This window comes from Ornithinicoccus hortensis (genome assembly GCF_006716185.1).
Lineage (GTDB): Bacteria > Actinomycetota > Actinomycetes > Actinomycetales > Dermatophilaceae > Ornithinicoccus > Ornithinicoccus hortensis.
The window spans coordinates 42,023-63,282 of sequence record NZ_VFOP01000001.1; the positions used below are offsets into that span (position 1 = coordinate 42,023).

The 21,260-nt window shown below is 61.5% G+C and carries 15 protein-coding genes; 6 read left to right on the plus strand and 9 right to left on the minus strand.

Going from position 1 to position 21,260, the window contains the following annotated elements; all coding sequences use genetic code 11:
• Positions 1 to 17: 17 nt before the first annotated feature.
• From FB467_RS00155 to FB467_RS19480, 5 genes are read right to left on the minus strand one after another with little or no spacing between them, the layout of a single operon-like run.
• Complete coding sequence (locus tag FB467_RS00155) at positions 18 to 1,322, minus strand: glycosyltransferase (RefSeq protein WP_141783284.1); 1,305 nt, start codon at positions 1,320 to 1,322, stop codon at positions 18 to 20.
• Positions 1,319 to 2,674 (minus strand): YveK family protein, encoded by a 1,356-nt coding sequence (locus FB467_RS00160; RefSeq protein WP_141783285.1) that lies wholly within the window; start codon positions 2,672 to 2,674, stop codon positions 1,319 to 1,321. Before FB467_RS00160 ends, FB467_RS00155 begins: the two co-directional genes overlap by 4 nt.
• A complete protein-coding gene (locus FB467_RS00165) occupies positions 2,671 to 3,549 on the minus strand; it encodes a glycosyltransferase family 2 protein (RefSeq protein WP_141783286.1) in 879 nt (292 codons plus the stop codon). The genes FB467_RS00160 and FB467_RS00165 overlap by 4 nt, the downstream gene beginning before the upstream one ends.
• Positions 3,549 to 4,340, minus strand: a complete 792-nt coding sequence (locus tag FB467_RS19475) for a CDP-alcohol phosphatidyltransferase family protein (RefSeq protein ID WP_141783287.1) — start codon at positions 4,338 to 4,340, stop codon at positions 3,549 to 3,551. The genes FB467_RS00165 and FB467_RS19475 overlap by 1 nt, the downstream gene beginning before the upstream one ends.
• Entirely contained in the window at positions 4,337 to 5,119 is a 783-nt protein-coding gene (locus tag FB467_RS19480; RefSeq protein ID WP_425325843.1) for a winged helix family transcriptional regulator, read from the minus strand. The genes FB467_RS19475 and FB467_RS19480 overlap by 4 nt, the downstream gene beginning before the upstream one ends.
• A 126-nt stretch (positions 5,120 to 5,245) precedes the next feature.
• Here FB467_RS19480 and FB467_RS19485 point away from each other — a divergent pair, with 126 nt between their 5' ends.
• Positions 5,246 to 6,001 carry a WecB/TagA/CpsF family glycosyltransferase gene (locus tag FB467_RS19485; RefSeq protein WP_425325844.1) on the plus strand — a complete coding sequence of 252 codons (756 nt, stop codon included), beginning with the start codon at positions 5,246 to 5,248 and terminating at the stop codon, positions 5,999 to 6,001.
• A 38-nt stretch (positions 6,002 to 6,039) separates the two neighbouring features.
• On the opposite strand, the gene FB467_RS00185 is transcribed toward FB467_RS19485, so the two are convergent.
• The 3 genes from FB467_RS00185 to FB467_RS00195 all read right to left on the minus strand — a co-directional run bounded on the left by FB467_RS00185 (position 6,040) and on the right by FB467_RS00195 (position 13,157).
• Positions 6,040 to 7,521, minus strand: coding sequence for an oligosaccharide flippase family protein (locus FB467_RS00185; protein ID WP_170230477.1), 1,482 nt, complete (start codon positions 7,519 to 7,521; stop codon positions 6,040 to 6,042).
• Positions 7,522 to 7,601: 80 nt separating this feature from the next.
• On the minus strand, positions 7,602 to 8,009 hold the full coding sequence (locus tag FB467_RS00190; RefSeq protein WP_141783291.1) for a hypothetical protein: 408 nt from the start codon (positions 8,007 to 8,009) through the stop codon (positions 7,602 to 7,604).
• 516 nt (positions 8,010 to 8,525) lie between these two features.
• Positions 8,526 to 13,157 (minus strand): DUF4082 domain-containing protein, encoded by a 4,632-nt coding sequence (locus FB467_RS00195; RefSeq protein WP_141783292.1) that lies wholly within the window; start codon positions 13,155 to 13,157, stop codon positions 8,526 to 8,528.
• Between the two features lie 677 nt (positions 13,158 to 13,834).
• Here FB467_RS00195 and FB467_RS19490 point away from each other — a divergent pair.
• Genes FB467_RS19490 through FB467_RS00210 form a run of 3 tightly spaced genes read left to right on the plus strand, consistent with a single transcriptional unit; the run spans position 13,835 to position 16,538 of the window.
• The gene (locus tag FB467_RS19490) at positions 13,835 to 14,740 is read left to right on the plus strand and encodes a WecB/TagA/CpsF family glycosyltransferase (RefSeq protein ID WP_141783293.1); all 906 of its coding nucleotides are present in this window, start codon (positions 13,835 to 13,837) and stop codon (positions 14,738 to 14,740) included.
• Between the two features lie 8 nt (positions 14,741 to 14,748).
• Complete coding sequence (locus FB467_RS00205; protein ID WP_170230479.1) at positions 14,749 to 15,660, plus strand: glycosyltransferase family 2 protein; 912 nt, start codon at positions 14,749 to 14,751, stop codon at positions 15,658 to 15,660.
• Positions 15,654 to 16,538: a glycosyltransferase gene (locus FB467_RS00210; RefSeq protein ID WP_170230481.1), complete on the plus strand. Its 885-nt coding sequence runs from the start codon at positions 15,654 to 15,656 to the stop codon at positions 16,536 to 16,538. Before FB467_RS00205 ends, FB467_RS00210 begins: the two co-directional genes overlap by 7 nt.
• Before the next feature lie 114 nt (positions 16,539 to 16,652).
• Here the strand turns inward: FB467_RS00210 and FB467_RS19440 are convergent, their stop codons facing one another.
• Positions 16,653 to 18,086, minus strand: coding sequence for an O-antigen ligase family protein (locus FB467_RS19440; protein ID WP_141783295.1), 1,434 nt, complete (start codon positions 18,084 to 18,086; stop codon positions 16,653 to 16,655).
• A 747-nt stretch (positions 18,087 to 18,833) separates the two neighbouring features.
• On the opposite strand from FB467_RS19440, the gene FB467_RS00220 reads away from it, so the two are divergent.
• Both FB467_RS00220 and FB467_RS19495 read left to right on the plus strand, forming a co-directional pair.
• The gene (locus FB467_RS00220; RefSeq protein ID WP_141783296.1) at positions 18,834 to 19,493 is read left to right on the plus strand and encodes a hypothetical protein; all 660 of its coding nucleotides are present in this window, start codon (positions 18,834 to 18,836) and stop codon (positions 19,491 to 19,493) included.
• A 617-nt stretch (positions 19,494 to 20,110) separates the two neighbouring features.
• Positions 20,111 to 20,881, plus strand: a complete 771-nt coding sequence (locus FB467_RS19495; RefSeq protein WP_425325845.1) for a glycosyltransferase — start codon at positions 20,111 to 20,113, stop codon at positions 20,879 to 20,881.
• The last annotated feature ends 379 nt before the right edge of the window (positions 20,882 to 21,260 follow it).

The window sequence follows — 21,260 nt, forward strand, 5'->3', positions numbered from 1 at the left end:
AACCTACGACCCATCACTCAGACTCGACTGTCCCGAATACGACGTGCGTGCAGGCGACTGCGGAGGAAGGCCAGCGGCGACGATGCCAGCCCCATCAGCTCTTCCGTCAGAAGATACCGCGGGGTGACCAGCGTGGTCTCATCACTCGGTCGCGCCCCCCGGTCCTGCAGGGCGGCTAAAGCCAACTTCGGTATTTGCAACAGGAACTTCGGAACGAAGACAGGATTCCGTGCAACGTGCTTAACCAAGAGTGCACCCATCCCGACGCCATTTCCCCTGATTTGCCGTCGCAGTTGATCGACCGTCTCTCGATGGTAATGCCACACTAGACTGGCTGGATTATAAACAATCACTGCTTTGCTAAGAAGCAGCGACGTGAAGACATCGAGGTCCTCACCCCCGAGGGTGGGTGTCCCTGCGCCCAACGAAACATCAAACCCACCAATCTTGCGTAGCGCGGCCGTCCGGAAGGCCATGCTATTCCCGGACCCCACCTTTCCAGTCGTCAGCGGGAAGAGGGGGCCGCCAGTGCCTCGTTTCCCCAGCGCATGCGGCCCCTGGGACGCGAGACGATCTGACGAACCCCACCACTGCCGAGTCAGGCCCTTGCCAAAACCGCCATAAGCCTCAAAGAGGTGTTGAGCCTCGGTGCGGAGTTCGGCCGGTAGCACGAGGCCGGTGACGGCATCGACGATCTCGCTGTCAGCCTCAATCATCGGCAGGATGAGTTGCTGTAGCCAGTCGATATCTGCAATTGCATCGTCGTCGGTGAAAGCGACAAAGTCTTCGTTCACCTCTGCTAGCCCGCGGTTACGCGCCCACGATAGCCCCCGTCTTGGCTCTTCGACAACAACGATCCGATCATCCGTGAATGAGGCGATGGCTTTTCGCGTTCTCCCGGACTTAGGGTCGTTGTCGACGATGATGAGCCTGAGAGCGCTGTGGGACTGGGCAAGAACCGCAGCCACCGACTCTGCCAAGTGGGGTTGAGACCCGAGCGTGCAGATCACTACGGCGATGTTCCGGGGCGCCAGCCGTTTCGGAGTCCTAGCGGCGCCCTCTGGGTCCTCCGTTGACATCGGCGCATCGGCACGCGCACCGCTGCCCAGGCGCCTCTTGATCGCTTCTTCCGGCCGGGAGCGTTGTCCCTCCTGTGCTAGGTCTATGCGCATGAGCTCCTCAGGAACCCCGTCGTCCCCACGAACGAGGACGAACGCACGCTCGGCAGAGGCTACGTCACCCGATCGGACGTGCAGTTCATGACGCACCCGCGAGTACTCTCCAACCGCCGTCGGCTTGCCCAATGCCGACCACGTGGTCATTGCGCCATCAGCTTCGAACTTCGATGTGCCCGGCCCCTGCGACCGGAGTCGAATGCGAGCACCGCAGTCGGGGGTCTGCCCACGGCCCGAAGATGGCTCGCGAGCGAGGTGAGTTCGTCTCGCCTGGTGCTCGAAAGGTCGACCGCGATCAGGACGAGGTCCGCCTGCCTCGCCGTCGCCAGCTGATCCGAACGACGCGTCGGTGGCACCACCGTTCGGATCGTCAGCGGCGGTGGGCTGTCGGTTGTCTGCCTGCTTGGTGCGAGTTCCTCTACACCGCTGGCATTCTGCGTGACGACTTGCCTACCTGCAGATGTCATGGACTCCACCAGACTCTCCAAGAGCGGGTCCACGGCAGCCTCCGACACTGCACTAATGAGAGCGACTGAACGGATCTCGTCCGGCACAACGGCAACGAAGAGTTCCCCTGCCGTGTCCCATTCGTGGCCCGCGCTCGCCGAGAGATCTGGTGTCCAGACAGCGGCGCCGGAAGCCTCTGACACATGCGCCGCAACAGCCAACTTCTTCGTCAATCGGTCCCGAAGGAAAGCGACGACCACCCCGCAGAACGCGCCAGCCATGGCCCCCGCTACCAGTATGCGCAGCCGAGATGGGCTGATCACCGCAGCAGAATCGGCGGCAGGGGTCAAGAGGGTTCCTGCTTCGGCAGGCACATTACTCAGGGCCGTCCGCTCCGTCACGAGCCTGTCCATCTCGAGGCGGGCAACTTCCCTGTCGGACTCGGCGGAGGCGGCCGCAGCCGATCCGGGCGACGCCTCTGCTTGACGCTCCAAAGCGTCTGCATGCGCTTCCACGAGATCACTCAAGCGGTTATCGATCGTTTCCAGGACATCATTCCTGCGCTGTTGAGCCTGCTCACTTCGAATCTCCAAGAAGCTGGTGGCAACGGCATCTGCGCCGGACCTCGCTTCGTTCAGATCGTGACTCGTATAGCTGATACGCAAGATGGTGCCGTCCTGGTCCAGGGAGGCCGTCGTGGCACTACGCATCTCCACCACCGTGAGGACACCACCCAGTTGCTCAATGGCACGACTGGCTGTCACGGAAGACCGCGCGAGTTGCACTTCGGTTCCTGGATCGAGGAACGAGGACGGTGCACGGTCCATACTGAAGGAGTCGCTGGTCAGGACGGTCAGTTGCACGATAGTTGTGGCTGTCCATGTCTTGCCCTGCGCGAAGATGAGGGCTCCTGCTCCCAGGAGACCGACGACTGTGCCGGCCACAACCCAGAGGAGGCTTGTGCGCAGGATTCGCCAGTAGTAGCCCCAAGCAACGGCACCGGGGGCCGAAGACCCTGGCCGGGACGGCGTCTCCAGGGCTGACACGCTCATGATGAGACCTCTTGAACTACCAAGCGCAGTCGCCGCTGCATTTTCACCCCTAATTGGAATCGCTCGACGCTAGTCAGTCTTGAAATGGCGGCAGAAAAAGCGGAGGCGAAATCCTCGACCGTCTGCTTTCGAGTCTGCTCATCGACGTAGGCAAGTTCGACCAGTCTCGGGAACGGACGACCCAGGCGTTGCGCGCTCAGCCTTCGGAACGCCTCGCCGACGAGCGGGTTTTGACGGGAAGCCAAATAGTATTCGGGCGAGGCTGTGACCTGGCCCCCGTGCTCCCGCTTCGCCACGACATACGGAGCCAAACGCCGCATGCCGAATTCCGCTTCGGCGGCCCGCAGCCACAAGTCATAGTCCTCTGCCTCCACCTGCCGGTAGCCCCCCAGTCGGTCGAGCGCCACACGTCGCGCAAACATGCTCGGGTGACACACGGGGTTTCCCAGAAGAAGGTGGAAGGGGAAGGCCGCAGGACGGATAGGAGACGGAACTCCTGGCCGGATGGTCCGCCTCTCGAAGTCAACGACGGGGCAAAAGACGAAGTCGTAGGGCGAGTCTTTGCTCAAGGAAGCAATATGGAACCGCCAGGGCATGCTCACGTCATCCGCATCCATCCGAGCAACGAACTGGCTGTCCGTGTTCTTCAAGAGATAGTTGAGCGCATTCCCGAGGCCTCCAGATCCAGCAGAGTGCAGGACGCGCACTCGAGGATCTCGAAACTGGGTGGCAACCTCCCCTGTTCGGTCCTCACTACCATCGTTGAGGATGACGATCTCTGCATCCTTCGGCAGACTCCGGAGCGTGGATAGAACCGCCCGCCTCAGGGTGCCTTCGGCGTTTCGCGCAGGTAAGATGACGCTGAGTCGCGGCATCAGGCTCCTCCCCCTTGGGCCCTGTGCTGAAGGTCGAGGTCAGCACTCCTCAGGTCGACGTACCGGCGGCGCATAGACCAGATGATGTGAATGAGATTGATCGTTGTAAGCAACAGGTATCCCCACATGAAGATGGTCGGCCACTGCCACGTCACGAAGATCCAGGCCCAAGCGCCAGGATCAGTGGGCAGCAGGATCCAAGACCTCAATACGCCACCCCGACGTTGTTCTCGCCCAGCGCGCCGTAGCAATTGTTCCGCGAGGATCTGGCTCATGAATTGTCCGGCGAGAAGGACACTCATCAGCAGTGCAGCGAACGAGAGGACTCCCCACCCTCCGAATGAAGTCACCCAGGCCACGGCGACCACCACATGCGTTGCGGGGGTCCGCACCGCGTCCACAACGTGGTCTAGCCACTCCCCGGCCTTACTGGCACGGCCGCTCAGGCGGGCAACCTGCCCATCTGCGGAGTCGAGGAGATATGCCAAGGCAAAGGCCGCGGCAACGAACCATGCGGTGGGCCCCGAGATCGGGGCAGCGGCCAAGAGCGCCATCCCGAGCAGGGAGGCGACGAGGCTCGCGACAGTGACGCCATTCGGCGTCACCCTCAGCGCGAAGGCAACAGCGGCAGCCAGTCTGGCTGCGCGACGGTTTACCCACCGTGTGTAAGCGGGCACCCCATCCCCTGGCTTCTGCGCAAGTGCCAGATGCTCCCTGGCGAACTGAAATCGGGCACGGACACCGTGGTTGCCCGCCGCCTGAGCTGTCGCTGCGACATCCGTGACTCTCATTCGGCGCCTGCTCCCGCTGCCCTTCGGCGTAGGCCGGGGGATTCCTGGTCAAATGTGTCTCGAGCGAGGCCCAATCGGTAGCCCACGCCTCGCACCGGCTCTACCAGACGGGGGCCCCCCGCTGCTTGCACCTTGGTGCGCAGACGGCTAAGAGGAGACTCCAGCGACTTGGGGCTCATATGGCGAGCGCCAACCTGGTCGAGGAGGTCGTCTCTGGTGAAGACCCTGTCCGGTTCACGGGCCAGGGCGAGCAGCAGTTCGAACTCTGTCTTCGTCAAGTCGACCACTCGCCCAGACAGGGTCACCTGCCGCCTGCTTGGATAGATCAAAAGGCGACCGACGGGGACCAACTCCTCCTCCCGCAGGTCGATCGATGCGAGGTATCGGAACAAGGTTTCTATGCGGGTACGGAGCCTGCGCTGCGAGGCAGGGAGCACGAGGACATCCCACGCCCCCGCCTGAAGGAGTATCAGTTCCTCATCCTCCGTGAGGTGTGGCGCGACCGCCAGACTCGGCAGTGCATGCTGGTTGAGTAGGCTGAGGACGTCCAAGACATCGACGGTCACACTGCCTGCATGCACGATTGTCAATGCCGGTCGGATACCTCCTACTCCAGGCGTCTCCAGCTCGCGCGGCCCGACGCTGGCGTGCGGGATGGACTGCGCACGAAGCACACCGGCTGTCGCCCGGACAGCCTCTTCGCTCGCTTCCAAGGAGACTAGGAGGACGCCGCCACGAGTGGCGCCACCCCCCAGACCATCCAACCTTGACACTTGCATCCTCTTCGCTGAACTTTTCTTTACTATTTCAAGATGTATGATGACTGAAATGCCACCAAGGCGCAAGCCAACGACAGGATCGGGCCAGAGGGCGTCAGGGGCTACCGAGGAGAAGTGGGGAACACGATGCGAACCGTGGACGTGGTAGGAGTGAACGTTGCTGACGTTCCGACCGAGAGCGTGGTCCGGGCCGCAGCTCGCCCTGCGGAGAAGGCTCCACGACTGGTCTATGCCCTTCACGTCGGGGGTCTCGAATCGCTGAGCAACCCTGACTACAGGGCAGCACTGGACAACGCTGACCTCGTGTATGCCGACGGCGCAGCCATCGTGGCATTGGCCCGCGCGGGTGGCGCAGTTGCGATCACACGATCAGCGACAACCGACATCGGCGTGCCAGTCCTCCAGGCGTTGGCGGATTCACTTGGTCGTCCCGTCCGAGTGGCCCTGGTGGGCGGACCGGAGGGCCTGGCCAAACGTGCCGGCGAGGCTTTGACAAAGATGGTCGGCTGTACGGTTGTCCTCTGCCGAACCGGCTACTTTGCCGATTCTCGTCGGGTGCTGAGTGACATCCGCTGGAGCCGACCAGACGCTGTGATCGTTGGACTTGGCATGCCGAAGGAAGCCATCTGGACGCACCGGCACCGAGAGAGCCTTCCTCCAGCCGTCATCCTCACGTGCGGCGGCTGGTTTGGGTTCTTGACAGGCGATGAACCCCGGGCTCCCGAAGCAATGCAGCGCCTTGGGCTGGAATGGGTCTATCGGCTCAAGAACGACTTCTCCAGGCTTCGTCGTCGTTACGCCGTTGGCGCGCTCCTGACTCTCCGCAATATCCCACGACAGGTTCGGTCCCGCCGACAAGCGGAATCGCCGGACGCACCATAGCCGACTGGAGCTCCCGTCGAGTCAGCCCCGGCGGGAGCCTACGCACGGAGTCCGGCGAGGTCGAGACGGTCGCGGTACAGGAAGCACACGGCGACGAACACCGCTCCGGCGCACGCTGCGGCGCCGAGCATTGCGATGACGCCCTCCCCCGCAGTCAGGCGAACAATCACTGCCGGAACGCCAGTCGCGACCGCTGCGACGAGGAGCCGACTCCCTGTGATCCGCAACTCGGGCTGGACACCCACTAGCTTCTTGACCTGCCACACAGCTAAACCCGCGTCGACGAGCATGGCCGATGCCCAGGCGATGGCGGCGCCGATGATCCCCAGCGCCGGAACTAGCGCGAGATTGCCCACGACCATGATGAACAGGGCCACTGCCTTGTTCACGGCGGCCCAACCCGAGTGCCCGCTCATAAGCAGCAGCGAGTGGATGTTTCCCGCCATGAAGGTGAGGGAGACACCGAGGCACAGCACCATCAGCGCAGTTGCGCCCTCCGTGAAGCCCGACCCCAAGAGGGACAGCGCAGCCGGGGCAAACACGGCAAGGATCACGAAGCCCGGGGTAGCAAACAGCACCAGCCAACCAGCCGCCGTCCGATACAGGCCCTGAAGCTCGGCGAGTCGCCCCTCGTGCATGAGGGCGCTGAACCGTGGCGACACGATCACTCGGATCGCGACGTCGATCATGAGTCCGGCCGCAATGAACCGACTCGCCGCACCATAGATGCCAGCCGCGGACGCCGTGGACAGCAAACCCACCACGAGAACGTCCAGCCAGACTAAGCCCTGCTCCAAGGCAGCCGAGACCGTCCGTGGCAAGGAGAAACCGATGACGCGGCGGATTTGCCCTCGAGTGGGCAGCCAGCCTGATAATCCCCCAACAGCCCCCTCGACCTTCTGAAGTTGCGCGCGGATAAGCAACAGCAAGATGGCCAGGGCCAAGACGAGCGGAAGCGCCCATGCCACGGTCGCGGCAACTGCTCCTCCGCCAGCCAAGACGACAGCGACGACCAGGAGTGGTCGAGCGCCTGGCAAGAAGATACTCCCGACGGCTACGAAGGGGACCACCTGTCCGAATGCCCTGACGACGGCCAAGGCCACCAGAACAAGGGCGCCGAGGGGGACAGCCCATGCGATTGACTGGATCGACTCACCGACAGGTCCTTCGTCACTCGCGCGCCACACGAGCGGCGCGGCCCACCAAATGCCCAGCCCAAGCAAGACGCCGACGACGGCGGTCAGACTCAACGCAAAGGTGAGAACGCCGCGGATGCCGGCGGGGTGATCGATGAGTAGTCTGGGTAGGAGCCAGAGCGCCGCCGAATCCAGACCCAACTTGCCGATGACCGTGACAATGGTGAACACCCCCATTGCCTGCATCACGACCCCAGCTCCAGCCTCGCCAAGGAGTCGCGCCAGAGCGAAGGTGAGCACGAAACCTAGGGCGGCGCTGACAACGGATCCTACAAAGGTGACCGAGACGCCCTTGGCCAGTTGTGTCCGCTCAGATGCCGCCACTTCACCGCCGCAGTGACGAGGCACTGGTTTCGCGGCAACCTCCCCACGCGTGCCCCTGTGAAACTTGGAGTCGGGCCTTCTTAGCACTTCGGATCTGTGTCGAACGTCTCGCCCGCAACGAGCCAAGCCTCATCGACCCACTCAAGCGTGAAGATGTGCCACGAGCGCTCCGGAGTCCCTTCGTTGCGGAGGTCCTTGCCGTTCACATCCAAGACTTTGACGCCGGAAGAATCGACGCAGGCCCGCACCACCATCCTCGGGGGCGAACTGTCCACGTCACTCTCGAGGACTTCCGTGTCCACGACCCTCGCTGCACCGACCTGCCGCCACCCTTCCGCCGCAAATTCCTCTTCTTGAGCCATCAGTGACTGGAGATAGGCACCCGTCACCGACGAGTCACCTTCCGCTGCTGGCGCCTGTCCGCCGGTGGACGGGCTGCTCAGCGCCATTTCCTGAGCCGTCAGCCCTGCCTCAACGGCGTCAGTCACGACCGGCTCTTCTAACGTCTCAGGAGCGGGCTGGCTGCCATCTTCGCCCGGACGGGCCTCGGGGGGTCCCTCTGATGTTTGGGTGGACGCACGTTCGTCTGCGCCTGCTGGGACGTCCGCCCCAGAGGAGATCGTCGGGCCTGCGTCATCGTTCGCGGGGGTGTGACCCTGACCTACGGCGGACCCTGCAACCAAGCCGGGGGAAGCCGAACTACCTTGGTCGCGGTCTCCCGCCTGCTGCGCGCCAACCGGCCAGGCGTACCACCCGAAGGCCACCACCAAGCCCAGGACAAGCAAGAACCCCAGGCCAGTACGTCCCGTCACGCGCTCGGCTCCGGAGCGTTGAACTCTCATGTCGTCTCGACTCCCCAGTCGTTCGATCCTGGTCTCCGTGCCATGCGCAGAGACCCCAAGGGCACCAGTATGCCGCGCAAACCCGGCAATTACCAGACCGCTCCTTGAAGTTTACTTGTCTTCTCTTTACATTTCCGTCGACACCCGCCCTGGGAACCCTGCCTACGCCTCGCTCTCCGGCAGGAACAGGACATCCACCCAGTAGTTGGCCCCGTTGTAGCTGCTGGTAGGAAAGGCGACATCACTGCTGTAGACGTAAACGCCGTTGCCTCCCTCTGCCCCGTTCTGGAGAGCCTCGAGTGGCCCGTTGGTGAAGCCACCTCCGCTGAAGAACCCACCGTCCGCGGCGTAGTACCCGTTCGGAGCGAGGTACGAAACGACATACATCGTCCCCGCGGTCACCGCGACGGGCACCGCGAACATCCCGAGTTGCCAGCCACGAGCCGTCTCGCCGCCCAGGGTCACCGATGCCAACTGGTTGCCGTCTGCCTCCCACAGGACGCCCGTGTGTGGGCCCGAATTGCTCGGCCCCCCCTTGAAGAAGCGCACCCCGTGCACAGCACCGTCGACCATTGCTCGGAACTTCATGCCCACGTTGACCGATCCCGGGTCGTTGACCAAGGTCGTACCTGGCACGGTGGAAGCGGTCCACAACGAGACGAAAGTGGCGGCAACGACGGAGAAGCTCCACGCCACAGGCGCCTGCAGACTGTTGCCATCCAGATCCTCAGCAGCCTCGACCGTGACTGTGTAGGTGCCGCCAGCCACCAGAGGGCTGCCCGGTGTCAGGGTCGCCACCATCTCTGTCGCGTCGTAGTCGATCCCGCCCACAACGGCGCTGCCCGTGCTATCTCGGAGGGAGATGGCGATGGTGTCGGGCTCGATCGCCTCGTCAAACGTCACCCGGACGACGGCATCCGGTGCAACGGTCGCACCCGAACTGGGCGAACGTCCGACGATCGTGGGCGCTGCCGAATCAGCGAAGATCACATCTACCCAGTAGTTGGCGTTTCCCCACGTGTTGCTGGGGAAACCGCCAGGACCATAGGAGAAGAGCCCGTTCCCTGCCTGCCCAGTACTGGCCGGTGCTGTCAGCGGGCCGTTGGAGTGGGGCGACGACAGCCCGCCCCCCGTTGCGGCGTAATGCCCTGCGGGTGCGTGATAGGACGCGACGTATGTGGAACCCGCCTCAACCGAGATCGGGTCGCTGAAGAAGGCCTGCTGCCAACCCGACCGAGTCTCGTTGAGGAACGTCACGGAACCGAGAAGGTCCCCGGTCGCAGTCCAGAAGTGGCCCACATGTGGGCCGTCGTTGCCAGGGCCCTTATAGAATCGAAGCCCACGGATCTCCCCAGGCCTGGAGACTCGAACCCGGACGCCAAGCTCAACTGCCGCTCCATCACTCTCCGCCTCCACCGCCGGACGCGCCCCGCTATCCCACAACGTGACGGGCGAGCCACCATCGGTCGTGACGGTCCGGAACGTCCAAGCATAGGGCTCAGCCATGGCATTGCCCCCGAGGTCACTGGCCTTGACGGAGACGGAGTACTCCGTGGCGGAGTCCAACGGAGCACTCGGTATCAGTGTCGCCGTGGCCGTCTCGCCGTCGTAGGACAGGGAACCAGGGACCACAGTCTCGCCGCTGTCACGGAGGACCATCTCGACAGACCCCGGGCTCACCGGCTCATTAAAGGCGACCGTGACCTTGGAGTCTAGCGCGACGGAGATGAGTTCAGGCGCTGGCTCGACATTGACCACAGACGGGGGACCGATGTCGGGCGCAGTCTCGAAGACCACGTCGACCCAGTAGTTCGCGTTGCCCCAGGAATTGACTGGGAATCCGCCACTGCCGAAGGCATAGACCCCATTCCCGCCGCTGGAACCTCCATCGGGGGCACGAAGCGGCCCCCGCGAGACGTCCGTACCGTTGAACATCGCGCTGGTCACGCCGTAGGTGCCGTATGGAGCATGGTATGAGACGACATAAGCCTGTCCAGGGGACACCTCCACCGGAGTCTCCAGCCGTGTTTGTTGCCAGCCTGATGCTGTCTCGTGCGTATAGGTGCTGGTAGCCAAGAGATCACCGGCCTCCGACCAGAGGTGGCCGACGTGGAGTCCGCTACTTCCCGCGGCCTTGTGGAAGCGCAGAGCTGTCACCGATCCGACCGTCGAAACACGGAATTTCATCCCGAGTTCGACCGGGCTGGGATCGGCGTCCACGCTGGCAGGAGTGGCCGACGTGTCCCACAGACTGGTGGGGCTTGTACCAGGCGGTCCTATTGTCGTGAAAACCCACACGAACGGCTCCATCACGTTGCCGTGGCTGTCAGCGGCACCCTCAACTGTGGCGGAATACTCGGTGAGTGGCGTAAGTGCGGAGGACGTTGAGAAGGTGGCCGTCCGCGTGTTCGAGTCGTAGTCAGTTGTTGCCGTGATCTGCGAATCGTCTGCGCCGAGGAGGGTGATCACGATCGAGTCGGCTTCCACCTGCTCGCTGAAGGTAACCGTCAGGTCCGTCGTTGTTGCGACAGACTGCAGGCCAGACGCGGGAGAGTGGTCAATCACTACGGGAAGGGCATGGTTATCTGTGTCGAAGACGACGTCGATCCAATAGTTGCTCGCTCCGAACGAGCTCGTCGGGAACCCGGGCGCGCCGTATCGGTAGACCCCGTTGCCGCCAACTTCGCCGTTAGCCAGAGCCCGCAAGGGGGGCAGTTCGTAAGCGCTCTGGAAGTAGCCAGCGTCTCCCGCATAGCGACCGACGGGCATGAACACGGATGCCACGTAGGTCGTGCCAGCCGAGACAGCAACCCCGGGGATCGACACTTGCTGCCATCCGGACTCAGTCTCCTCACCGAACGTGGCACTGGCCAACTGACTGCCGTCGGCGCTCCACAGCGTTCCAACGTGCAGACCGGTGTTTCCCTGCCCCTTGAAGAAGCGCAACCCGGTGACGAAGCCATCGATCTCCGCTTGGAAGCGCACACCTACTTCGATGGGCTCTGCCTCATTTACGGACTGTGTCTCCGGGACCGCACCTTCTGCCCAGATTGCGCACGGGTAACCGCGAGGCGCCCCCTCTAGAACGACCGTTGCCACCTGGCCGATGTTGCAACTGTCGTCCACCGCTCGGGCCTGCACGGTAAGCCCGCCGATGACCATCGGCGTGAAGACGTAGCTCCAGGCCTCCCGTCCGGTGGCCAGGTGCCAAGATTCACCACCATCGACAGACACCTCGACCGACGCAACGATCCCTCCACCTGAGTCCACGGCTGTCCCGGTGACGGTCACGGGCGATCCGATGGGCATGTGAGTGCCGGCGATGGGCGCCGTGATGGTCGTGTTAGGTGCGATCGTGTCGGTGGATGCGCTCGCAGCAACTAGGTCACTCTGGCGAGTGACCGGCTGAACACCCATGTCCGCCAAGACATTCAAAGTCGCCTGTTGCATGACCACGTCCGTAGGCGTGCCCGGGTCACAGATGTGGTATTCATCTAGCCCGTAGGACCACTGCACGGTGCCGAGCCCCCACACGAGCGCTCCGCTGGCGGCTCGGTACATCGTCAAGTGGTGGGTGCAGGTCCCCTGGATGTAGGTAGCCCCATAGTCCACAAGCAGTTGCGGCACCTCTGCCTCCGTAGTGGAGAGCCGAATCAGCCCCGGCGGGCGAAACCCGTTATCGGCATCCACGTCGAACTCGTACCCCAGCGTGTTTGGCGCGAGATCGTAAGACTCCCCCTGTTGCAATGTTGTCACGGTCGTGTTCCGCCAGATTCGATGCTGGGAAAACTCAGCAGGTACGGTTATGCGGAAATCTGGCGCGGAGATAGGCAGGATTGCTCGGAACAGTTGACCAGTCAGTTCGTTTTCCGGACGCCCGCCATTCGAGGGCGGGCTGAACCGCGGGTCACGCCAGGTTCCGGTCCACTCCGGTAGGGGGTCTGTCTTCGCACTGTCGAGGGTTTCCTTGTAGCAGACCATCGTCCGGTCTTGCGTGGACGCGCCGTCCATGGACGGCTCCATCCGCACGCGCCAGAAGTACTCATTCCCTGTCATGAAGATGAGATGGACACCAGCGTCCCGTGCCGCGGTTACATGGTCGCGCTGTGGTCCCGTGACATACTCGTCGTGCCCCGACGAGATGAAGACCTTCCGCCCCTGAAGTAGGCTGCCGGACTGGTGAATGTCGATGCCACCACAGTAGGCCACATCGTATCCGTTGCGCTCCAACCACCTGACGAGGGCAATCTCGGCGTTGAAGAAGTTGCTTTCGGCCTCGCCATTGTTGAACGGGCGATTGTAGCTCACCTTGTAGGCCCGTCCAGCCGGCTCCCCGAAGTACAGGCTATTGCCACCGTATCGATTGTAGGCATGCATCGTCATCTCCGACGTCTGCACCAGGATGTCGGAGGCTGCTTGACGCCTCACAACGAACACTGTGTGACTGGATCTTCCGCCGTCCAGTCGATCAAAAAGCGCGTAGTACACACCCGAGATCGCGTCGGTCGGGATCGTCCAGGACGCTGACTCCGCCCAGTTGCCGCAGTCAATCAGGCCAGTCGGTCCATCGACGATCGGGTCGGGCTGGGCCTGTGGCAGTGATACCGATGGCGTGACATCTGCAAGGTGCCGGGCCCCGTGGCCCTGATACCAGCCGAGCCGGTAGATCCGGATGCGGTGCTGCGGCGCATCGGTCTTGATCTTGAAGCGCACCGTCTGCCCAGGGTCGAAGCTGTAGGCGGTGGTGAAACCGGCGATGGCTTCGTCGTCACCCCATGATTCCCACTCGCTCACCGGGGCCCCTGGCAGGGCGTTCTCCTGTGCGACCGTCTGGCCAAAGGCCGCAGACCGGGCGGGAGCTGCCCCAGCTGCTCCCGCTGACGCAGTTGCAGAAACAGCGGCCGCGGCACCACTCACCCCCGTGTAGCCCAGGAACCTCCGCCTGCTGAGCCCACCACTCTCCCGGCTTCCGACGCTGCTCTGACCCATCTTGACTCCTCGGGTATCCGAAAACTACTGCCGCCCACTCAGATCCACCGAGAACACCATGCGGCGAAGGCAAATACTTGGCAATGATTCCACCAGTATTGCGTCAACCTACGTCCCCTTCAACCCCTCGATCGGTCAGAAATCGCACCGCCAGACTGCCCTTCCGCATTCGGAGGCACTCAGCTAGCATTTGCCAAGTCATTACTTGGCGCTTGCTCAAGGATGTGATCTCTTGCCCTCGTTGCTCTCTCCCCTGACCCACTTGCCGTTCAGGGCCTCCCCGCCTGGCCGAGGACCTTGAGGACCGGCGCTGCGCCCACGGTCACGTCTGCCCACCCTCCCGTCGCCCTCGTTTCGCCTGGCGCTCCCTCACCCTGCCTCTCCCTGCCCCAGAAAGGCAGCGCTAACCAATGCCCTCTTCCTCAACAGCACCCGAATCGGAACACAGTCCCCGCACCCTCGACCCAAAGCGGGCACCTGAAATGGATCGACGGAAACGACTCTTCGGACTGGACATCCAATCCCTGACCTTGTCCGAAGCTTCTGACCTCCTGAGCGAGGTGGCCGCCTCCCCAGGGCCCAAGGCAAGAGTCGTCGTCACACCCAACGTGGACCACCTTGTACGTCTCAACACGTCCGCCTTCAACTCCGAATACGCGCAAGCAGAGTTCATCTTCGCCGACGGCATGCCAGTCGTGTGGGCCAGCCACCTCCTGGGAACGCCCTTACCTGAGCGTGTAACTGGAGCCGACTTGTTCGTGATTATGTGCGAGCGGGCCGCTCAGAATGGCTGGCGAGTCGTCCTCATAGGCGGCCAACCTGGCAGCGAGGCAGACCTACAGTCGCGCTTCGCGCATCGATTCCCGGGCCTGCGCCTCGAAATCTACTGTCCTTCCATGGACTTCGGCCCCTTGGGAACCGAGGGGTCCACCGCCGCCGAACTCGTGCGCCGCGTCAAGCCGAACTTGGTCTTCGTCTGCTTGGGTATGCCCAAGCAGGAAGTCTGGGCATTGCACTACAAGGCCGAACTCCCAACCGGGCTCATCCTATGCGTCGGGGCAGCGATGGAGTTCGCCCTGGGCATCACCAAACGCGCGCCCCGCTGGATCCAACGGAGTGGCTTCGAGTGGGCGTGGAGGCTGGGCGGGGATCCACGCCGCTTGTGGCGCCGCTACCTCGTGCAGGACAGCAAATTCCTACTAATCCTTCTCCGCGAGTACAGACTGAGCCACGCTTCGACAAGTGGCGATGCGAGTGACTTCGTACTGTCATACCCACGCCAGCCCAGCACCGGACAGAGGTCCGACCATGGCGGAACCCAGCCACGTGCGGATACGGCAAGCATGGACAACACCAGTTCACCCCGCTCTCCAGGAGATCGCACTTGATCGATTGTGTGCTCGTTGTGGTGGCTTACAACAGTGCCACCGACCTCCCCTCACTTCTGAACTCTGTCGACGCCGCAGCACGAGACCTGACCTGGCAAGCCATTGTCGTGAACAACTCACCAGCGGAAGATCTCACGGACCTGCTCGCCGCATTCCCCAACGTGTCACTATTAGAACCGGGGGAGAACCTGGGCTACTCAGGTGGGCTCAACCTCGGCGTCCGGGCTGCGCCCGACTGCCGCTACTTCACCTTCCTCAATCCTGACCTGAAACTAGGTCCCGGCGCGCTCACCACCCTCCTCCACGAACTTGAAAGGTCACCCTCAGCAACTGCGGCCGTGCCAGCGATCCAGACCATGGACAACCACACTCGCACATCGATCCGACGCGAACCGAGCATCCTCGGATCATTGGGGGAAGCACTCTTCGGAAACGGGTGGCCGAGCCGTCCAGCAGTCTTGACAGAGGTCGTCCGCGACCCAGCGGACTACGGATACATCCACGCAATCGACTGGGCGACTGGCGCCGCCCTCGTCGTGCGCTCGGAGGCAGTCGCCACGATTGGGGACTGGGATGCACTGACGTTCTTTCTATACTCCGAGGAAGTCGACTACAGCAGAAGGATCCGAGAAGCTGGGGGGCAAGTCATGTTCGTTCCGGAGTCGGTGGTTCACCACGTCGAAGGCGGCTCAGGCAGCGCGCCGGCACTGTTGGCCCTCATGGAGGTGAATCGGGTGCGCTACTACCGGAAATGGCACGGCCCACGAAAAACCCCACTCTATGCCTTAGTCGTGTTGGCTCACAACACGCTGCGGCTACACAGACCCGGCCGCACCCTAGCAATCAAGGCACTATGCTCCCCGAAAGTTCGAGCCACCCTTCCGCATGCCTCCCGGAACAGGCAGGCCCGCCAGTGGTAATCTCTCCAGCGGTAGTCATCATCGCCGCCCATAATGAGGAGCGTGTCATCGGGCGATGCCTCTCTGCACTAGCTGATGCCATCGTGGCGGGTGTTAGGGTCGTAGTCGTCTGCAACGGATGCAACGATGCTACATATACACTTGCATCCAGACACGCGGGCGTGGAGGTCGTCGACATCCCCATCCCTTCGAAGACCCTTGCCTTAAGAGAAGGGGACCGTTACGCCGACGAACTCCAATCTGCCGGCCTCCTAGAGCCAGACGCCAGTCGGATCTACCTGGATGCCGACGTAGTCATGACCTCACGTGCAATCACGGACATCGTGTGTGCTCTTGACCGTGGCCCCGAACTCGCCACCCGACCACCAGTTAGGCACGATACCACTAGGGCGACCTTCATAGTTCGACGCTGGTATAGGGTGCGAGCACAGATATCCTCATTTGATCATGTTCTTTGGGGCGCCGGATGTTATGCACTTTCCGCACACGGACGAAGGCGCTTTGATGAATTCCCAGAAGTCGTCTCGGATGACCTCTTCATAGACATGCTCTTCGGTCCTGCGGAAAAGCGCACAACGCCGACTGACCAGGTCACGGTCACAACCCCCCGCAACCTAAAGTACCTCCTCCTCATTCTTCAGAGGACTTACCGAACCGAAGATGAACTGGCGGAACACGTCGGTTCAGCATCACATACTGCAGAGGCCAGCAAGACAAAGAGGAATCATCTCAGGGATCTCTTCATTATCGCCACAAGACATCCATTTCAGCTAGTTGACCTAGTTCTTTACGTCTGCGTGATTGGCACCGCGAGGATAAGGGCCGCGCGCGACGATAAGCGCAGGGTCTGGGAACGAGACGATAGCTCGCGAAACTGAACCAGTTTGATTTCAATCGGCCCTTGTCGGCCATCCTTCCTGGTTCTTCGCGCACTTCCCCTTAAGCGTGACGGGTCCATGCTTCGCGGCCAACCTAGCACCAAGTTACAAACTTTAACCAATATCCCCGGCGTTATCACGAAGTACCAGTGCAGTGTTGGCTTCGACGGAAACCGAATCATCTTCCTTCGTGAGCCGATAGTAGAGCGCCGACAGTCCAAGCACCAGGAACAAGACATTTCCCACCATCGGAAAGGAGAGTCCATCGAAAAATGCTAGCAGCACGACGGTGGACGTGATAGCAGCCGTGAACGCCTGTCCAAAATCCCGACTCAGACCTGAGCCCGCATTCCTCCGGCCCACTCTGGCGCAATAGAGCGCAGAACAGAATAGCAGAGCGAGCGCCAGGGTGCCCATCACCCCTACCTCGACGAGAGAGAGTAGGTGCTGATTGTCGAATATTACGTACTCTGGAAGAAATGTTCCGAACCCGCGACCGAAATATGGCGCATGAGCTATTACCTGTTGAGCCTCCGCGGCCGCGTCAGTTCTAGACGTCGTCGATGAATCCCTCCCCACGTCGCTAAATGTTCGGAGGACTGTTCCGCCCAATCCCGGCACCATGAGGTAGATGACGACTGCCGTCGCCCCAACGCCCACCAACGAGACGATCCGATACCGTCGTGGCCATCCGAGAATCATAATGACGACAACGAAACCCAAGCCGATTAATGCGGACCTCGACACGGAGAGCGCGGTTGCCAAGAAGATACTTGCGACACACAACCAGCGCACGGCAGGGCGCCATTGACGATCATAGAAGGCCAAGCTGAGGGCCACGGGCAGAATCAAACACTGTGCTACGCCATACTCGAGTGGGTGTATCGCGGTTCCGGCCGCTCTGACGAACCCGCCTCGTTCCTGAATTCCAGTGGGTATGTCACCAGGGCTCAGTCCAGGCACCGATATCCATCCGATTAGAGACTGACCCGTTACAAATTGGGCGACACCTAACATACCCAATATAGCCCCCAGAATGACCATTCGCCTCATTAGCACGAGGAACCGATCCCACGAATCTATACCATCGTGCGCAAGGAGTACTATGCCCGCCCAGGCGACGACGCGGAGCAAACCAGTATCGGCGGTGCTCCCCTCCAAGTCGGGGACGCCCCTTAACATCGAATGAATGTAAGAGACAGTAACCGCACCGACGAAAATTCCCATTGCGGTAGGCACGATTCCCAAATTCCATATCAGTGGTACCTTGTGACTGAGTCGGCTGCTAACCCAACTGAGTAAACCGACGAGGGCCCAAAGCATCGCTGGCGACCCCGCAGCGCCGAGGGCGCCAACGCGAAGGCTGGAGGGGACCAGGAGGGCAAGAATCAGGTAGACCGTCAGGAAGGCAACCCCGTCGTCTGTGCTTCTCGTGGGTTTGAGTCTGCCCAGGCCAGATCGGGTCGGGGACGTACGCACGCTTGGTGGAATGCCGTGCCCCGTTCGGTGCCTCCCGTGACGACTTGGTGGCATGGCTTTAGGGATCATTCGTCGGCGTGGCACCGTCGGGCGTGCGGCGGTTCTGCCGCAACTGCGAGTCTACCCATATGGCCAGGAGCACGGTACTTATCAAGCCAACACCGACCAAGAGGATCAGAATACGAGTCGTTGCAGATCGGAGTTCAGTCGCGGTTTCCGGGATTGACACGGTCATCGCGCTAATGCGTGCAATTTCCGGCACGTCGGTTTGTTCCTGGAGTCGATCCAACGCTTGGGGGAGTTCAGCCAAGACTCGTTCCGACCACTCCAGCGCCTCTGGCTCGCTTCTCGCGGTGACTGTCACTTCGATCATCGGGCCAGCGGTCGAGGCGTCGGGGTATACGTCGTACTCGACGTCCGCCCTGTCCCCAAGCAGCCGAGTCCGGGTGGCATCTGCCATCATGTTCCGAGACAACACCTCGGTGACTGGAACTGTCCCACTCATGTACAGGAAGGGGTTTCCCGCATCCGGGATCGACCCAGGTCCAGGGAGCAGAACGATGCTGGCGCGAGCTTCAAACGAAGGTGGCGTGAGCCTGGCCCCCAGGACACCGATGCTCACGCTGACGAGCACACCAAGCACCACAAGCCAACGGCGCCGAGCCAGACTCGCCAACGTCTCCCTCAATGACAACTTCTCGTCCTCCCAGCGTACCCTTGCGCGTACAAGAGTTAGGTGCTTCCCTACTATACAGATTGCCATGCATGACCGTGGAGACATGGCGAATAGGCCGACGATTGAGGAGGCATGTACCCGTGGCCACAGATCGCCTGAGCACGGTGCTCATCCGACGTTGGTATATCGTCGCACTCGGCCTCGCTCTGACCGTCACGGCGCTTGCCCTCACGAGCACCCCCCACCACGCTACCTACATACGAGCGCAGGCCACCTTTGGTCTGCCAGACTCACGCCTAGGCATGGAGCCCTCGCTTCCGGAGGGTGCCTCACTCCTGCCTTTCGCCGCTGCAGTCGGCAGAGCAGTTTCAGGCATCGATACCCCAGCCTTCGTGTCCACCGAATCACCATATCCCGCTGTCGGCGCCAGAGCCGGTTCTTCCGTTCGACTTTTGAACACTGGCAATCAATGGAGTCGAAATTTCATCGCGCCCACTTTACTCATCGAAACCATTGATCCGATCCCCGAAATAGCCGAGCACAATCTCTACGCCACCATCGATCAAGTAGAACAAAAGACCGAACAGTTCCAGACTGAGACAAACTTTTCGGCTTGGCAAAAGATCATCGTGCGAATCGATGATCCAGAAATAATGACACTGGGACCCACGAGACGGGAAGTAGCCAAGGCGCTCATCGTTACCTCCGTGCTCGGCGCAGTGAGTACCATACTCAGCGTAAGATTCGTGGACCGGCTCTTAGAACGGAAACGCAAGAATGCATGTAAACACGGAGCATAACTATTGCACAATCCTCATGACACACGCGGCGCAAGGCTCTGTCCGCGCCGGCTTAATCAGCCACGAACTTCACACACACGCGCACGTACCCGACGCCGTGCCTCCCATGGCGCCACCAACTCCGGCGAAATTTCCAGGCGGGTCCATGAGCCTAATCCATAGGTCGTTTGCGCCAGACAAGGGATAACCCGGGAGAGGCACTCATGTTTAGTTCTAGCCCATCGCGCTACTCATCAGACCCAGATGGAATAGTGTACCTCGCGGGCACCCCGTGGGATGGGGTTGCTGCCACGGACCACCATCTCACCAGAGCGTTAGCGAACGCCGTCGGGCAAAGCCTCTATGTTGACCCCATGGTCACCATTCCGAACCTGCTGCGAAATCACGGCGCTCACCCCGTACCCATTGCGCTCGGTCTCGACCACGTCACGCCCAACGTGACGCGTCTAGGAACTCTGGGACCACCTTTGGCGACACGTCCGGAGGTATACAGGGCAGCTACATCGTGGCATCACTCACGCATTAAAAAGGCTATCCGCGAATCCCATCTTTTGCCCCGGGCCGTCATCCTTGCTAACCCGCTTGGAGCCTTCCCACGATTAGCTCGAGCCACACGCATGCTGTACCTCACGGATGACTGGGTAAGCGGAGCCAGGCTTCTGGGCCTATCGACAGTCACGATTCAACGCAGGCTTCGCCAAAATGTAGGGTCCGCCGATATAGTTGGTGCTGTCACGCCCGGTCTGTTAACGAAGCTGAGGACGATTGACCCGAACAAGCCTTCGATTACGCTGCCGAACGCGTGCGAAATCCCAGTCCTGAGACCACTCCCCCAATGGCCGAGCGATTTGCCCTACGGTCCGTCTGTCGGGCTCGTCGGTCAGCTAAATGAGCGCATTGACGTTCAGCTCCTTGAATCAATCTCCGATGCAGGCATGCCCCTGGTAGTTATCGGCCCAATGACAGCCAAGGACCCCAGTGTAATCCATGACTTTGAGACACTCTTCGAACGAGACAATGTGCGATGGCTGGGCCTCAAGACGTCTCAAGACCTCCCCGCCTACATTAGTCGTTTTAAGGTGGGCATCACGCCGTACCGCATCAACGCGTTCAATAATCACAGCTTTCCACTCAAAACTCTGGAATATCTCTCCTATGGGTTACCCGCTGTTGCGACGGATCTTCCAGCGTCACGATTCCTCAGCACCGGTCTGATTGACATAGCACAGACGGGCCCAGAATTCGTTTCCTTCGTACGCAAACACTGGGGGGCGGCTCGAGACACCACGGCCTGCCAAGCGCGTCGCGATTTCGCCCGGACGCATTCCTGGGGAGCGCGAGCCGACCAACTGATTGCGGCACTGAACGCGCATACGGATTTCAAGTAGCCGTTTCCGGAAGATCGCTTTGGTCCCCGCCCATTCCCGCCCTTCAGGGTTGCGCGGGCACCTTTGGCGCCATCGCCGCAGCCCGCCGGTGTTGCCGGCTCTAGGAAGTTGAGTGAGGCCCCTGGCGACCCGGTTCCCAAAGACTCGCCTGCTGACGGACGCCGCGACGTCCGAGATCCTCGCCTTCGCTGCGTTCCCGCGTGGCACTGGCGCAAAATCGAGTCCAAGGCGAGCATTAGTCAAGACCTGTGGATCGGCGTGTCATGCGGCGTGAGCGTCACCTCCTGATTCGTCGGGTCGTTCGACGAGTTTGCCGTTCTTGAACTCGGCGCCGGCACGGATCAGCGCGACGAGGTGAGAAGCACAAGTCCATTTGGCC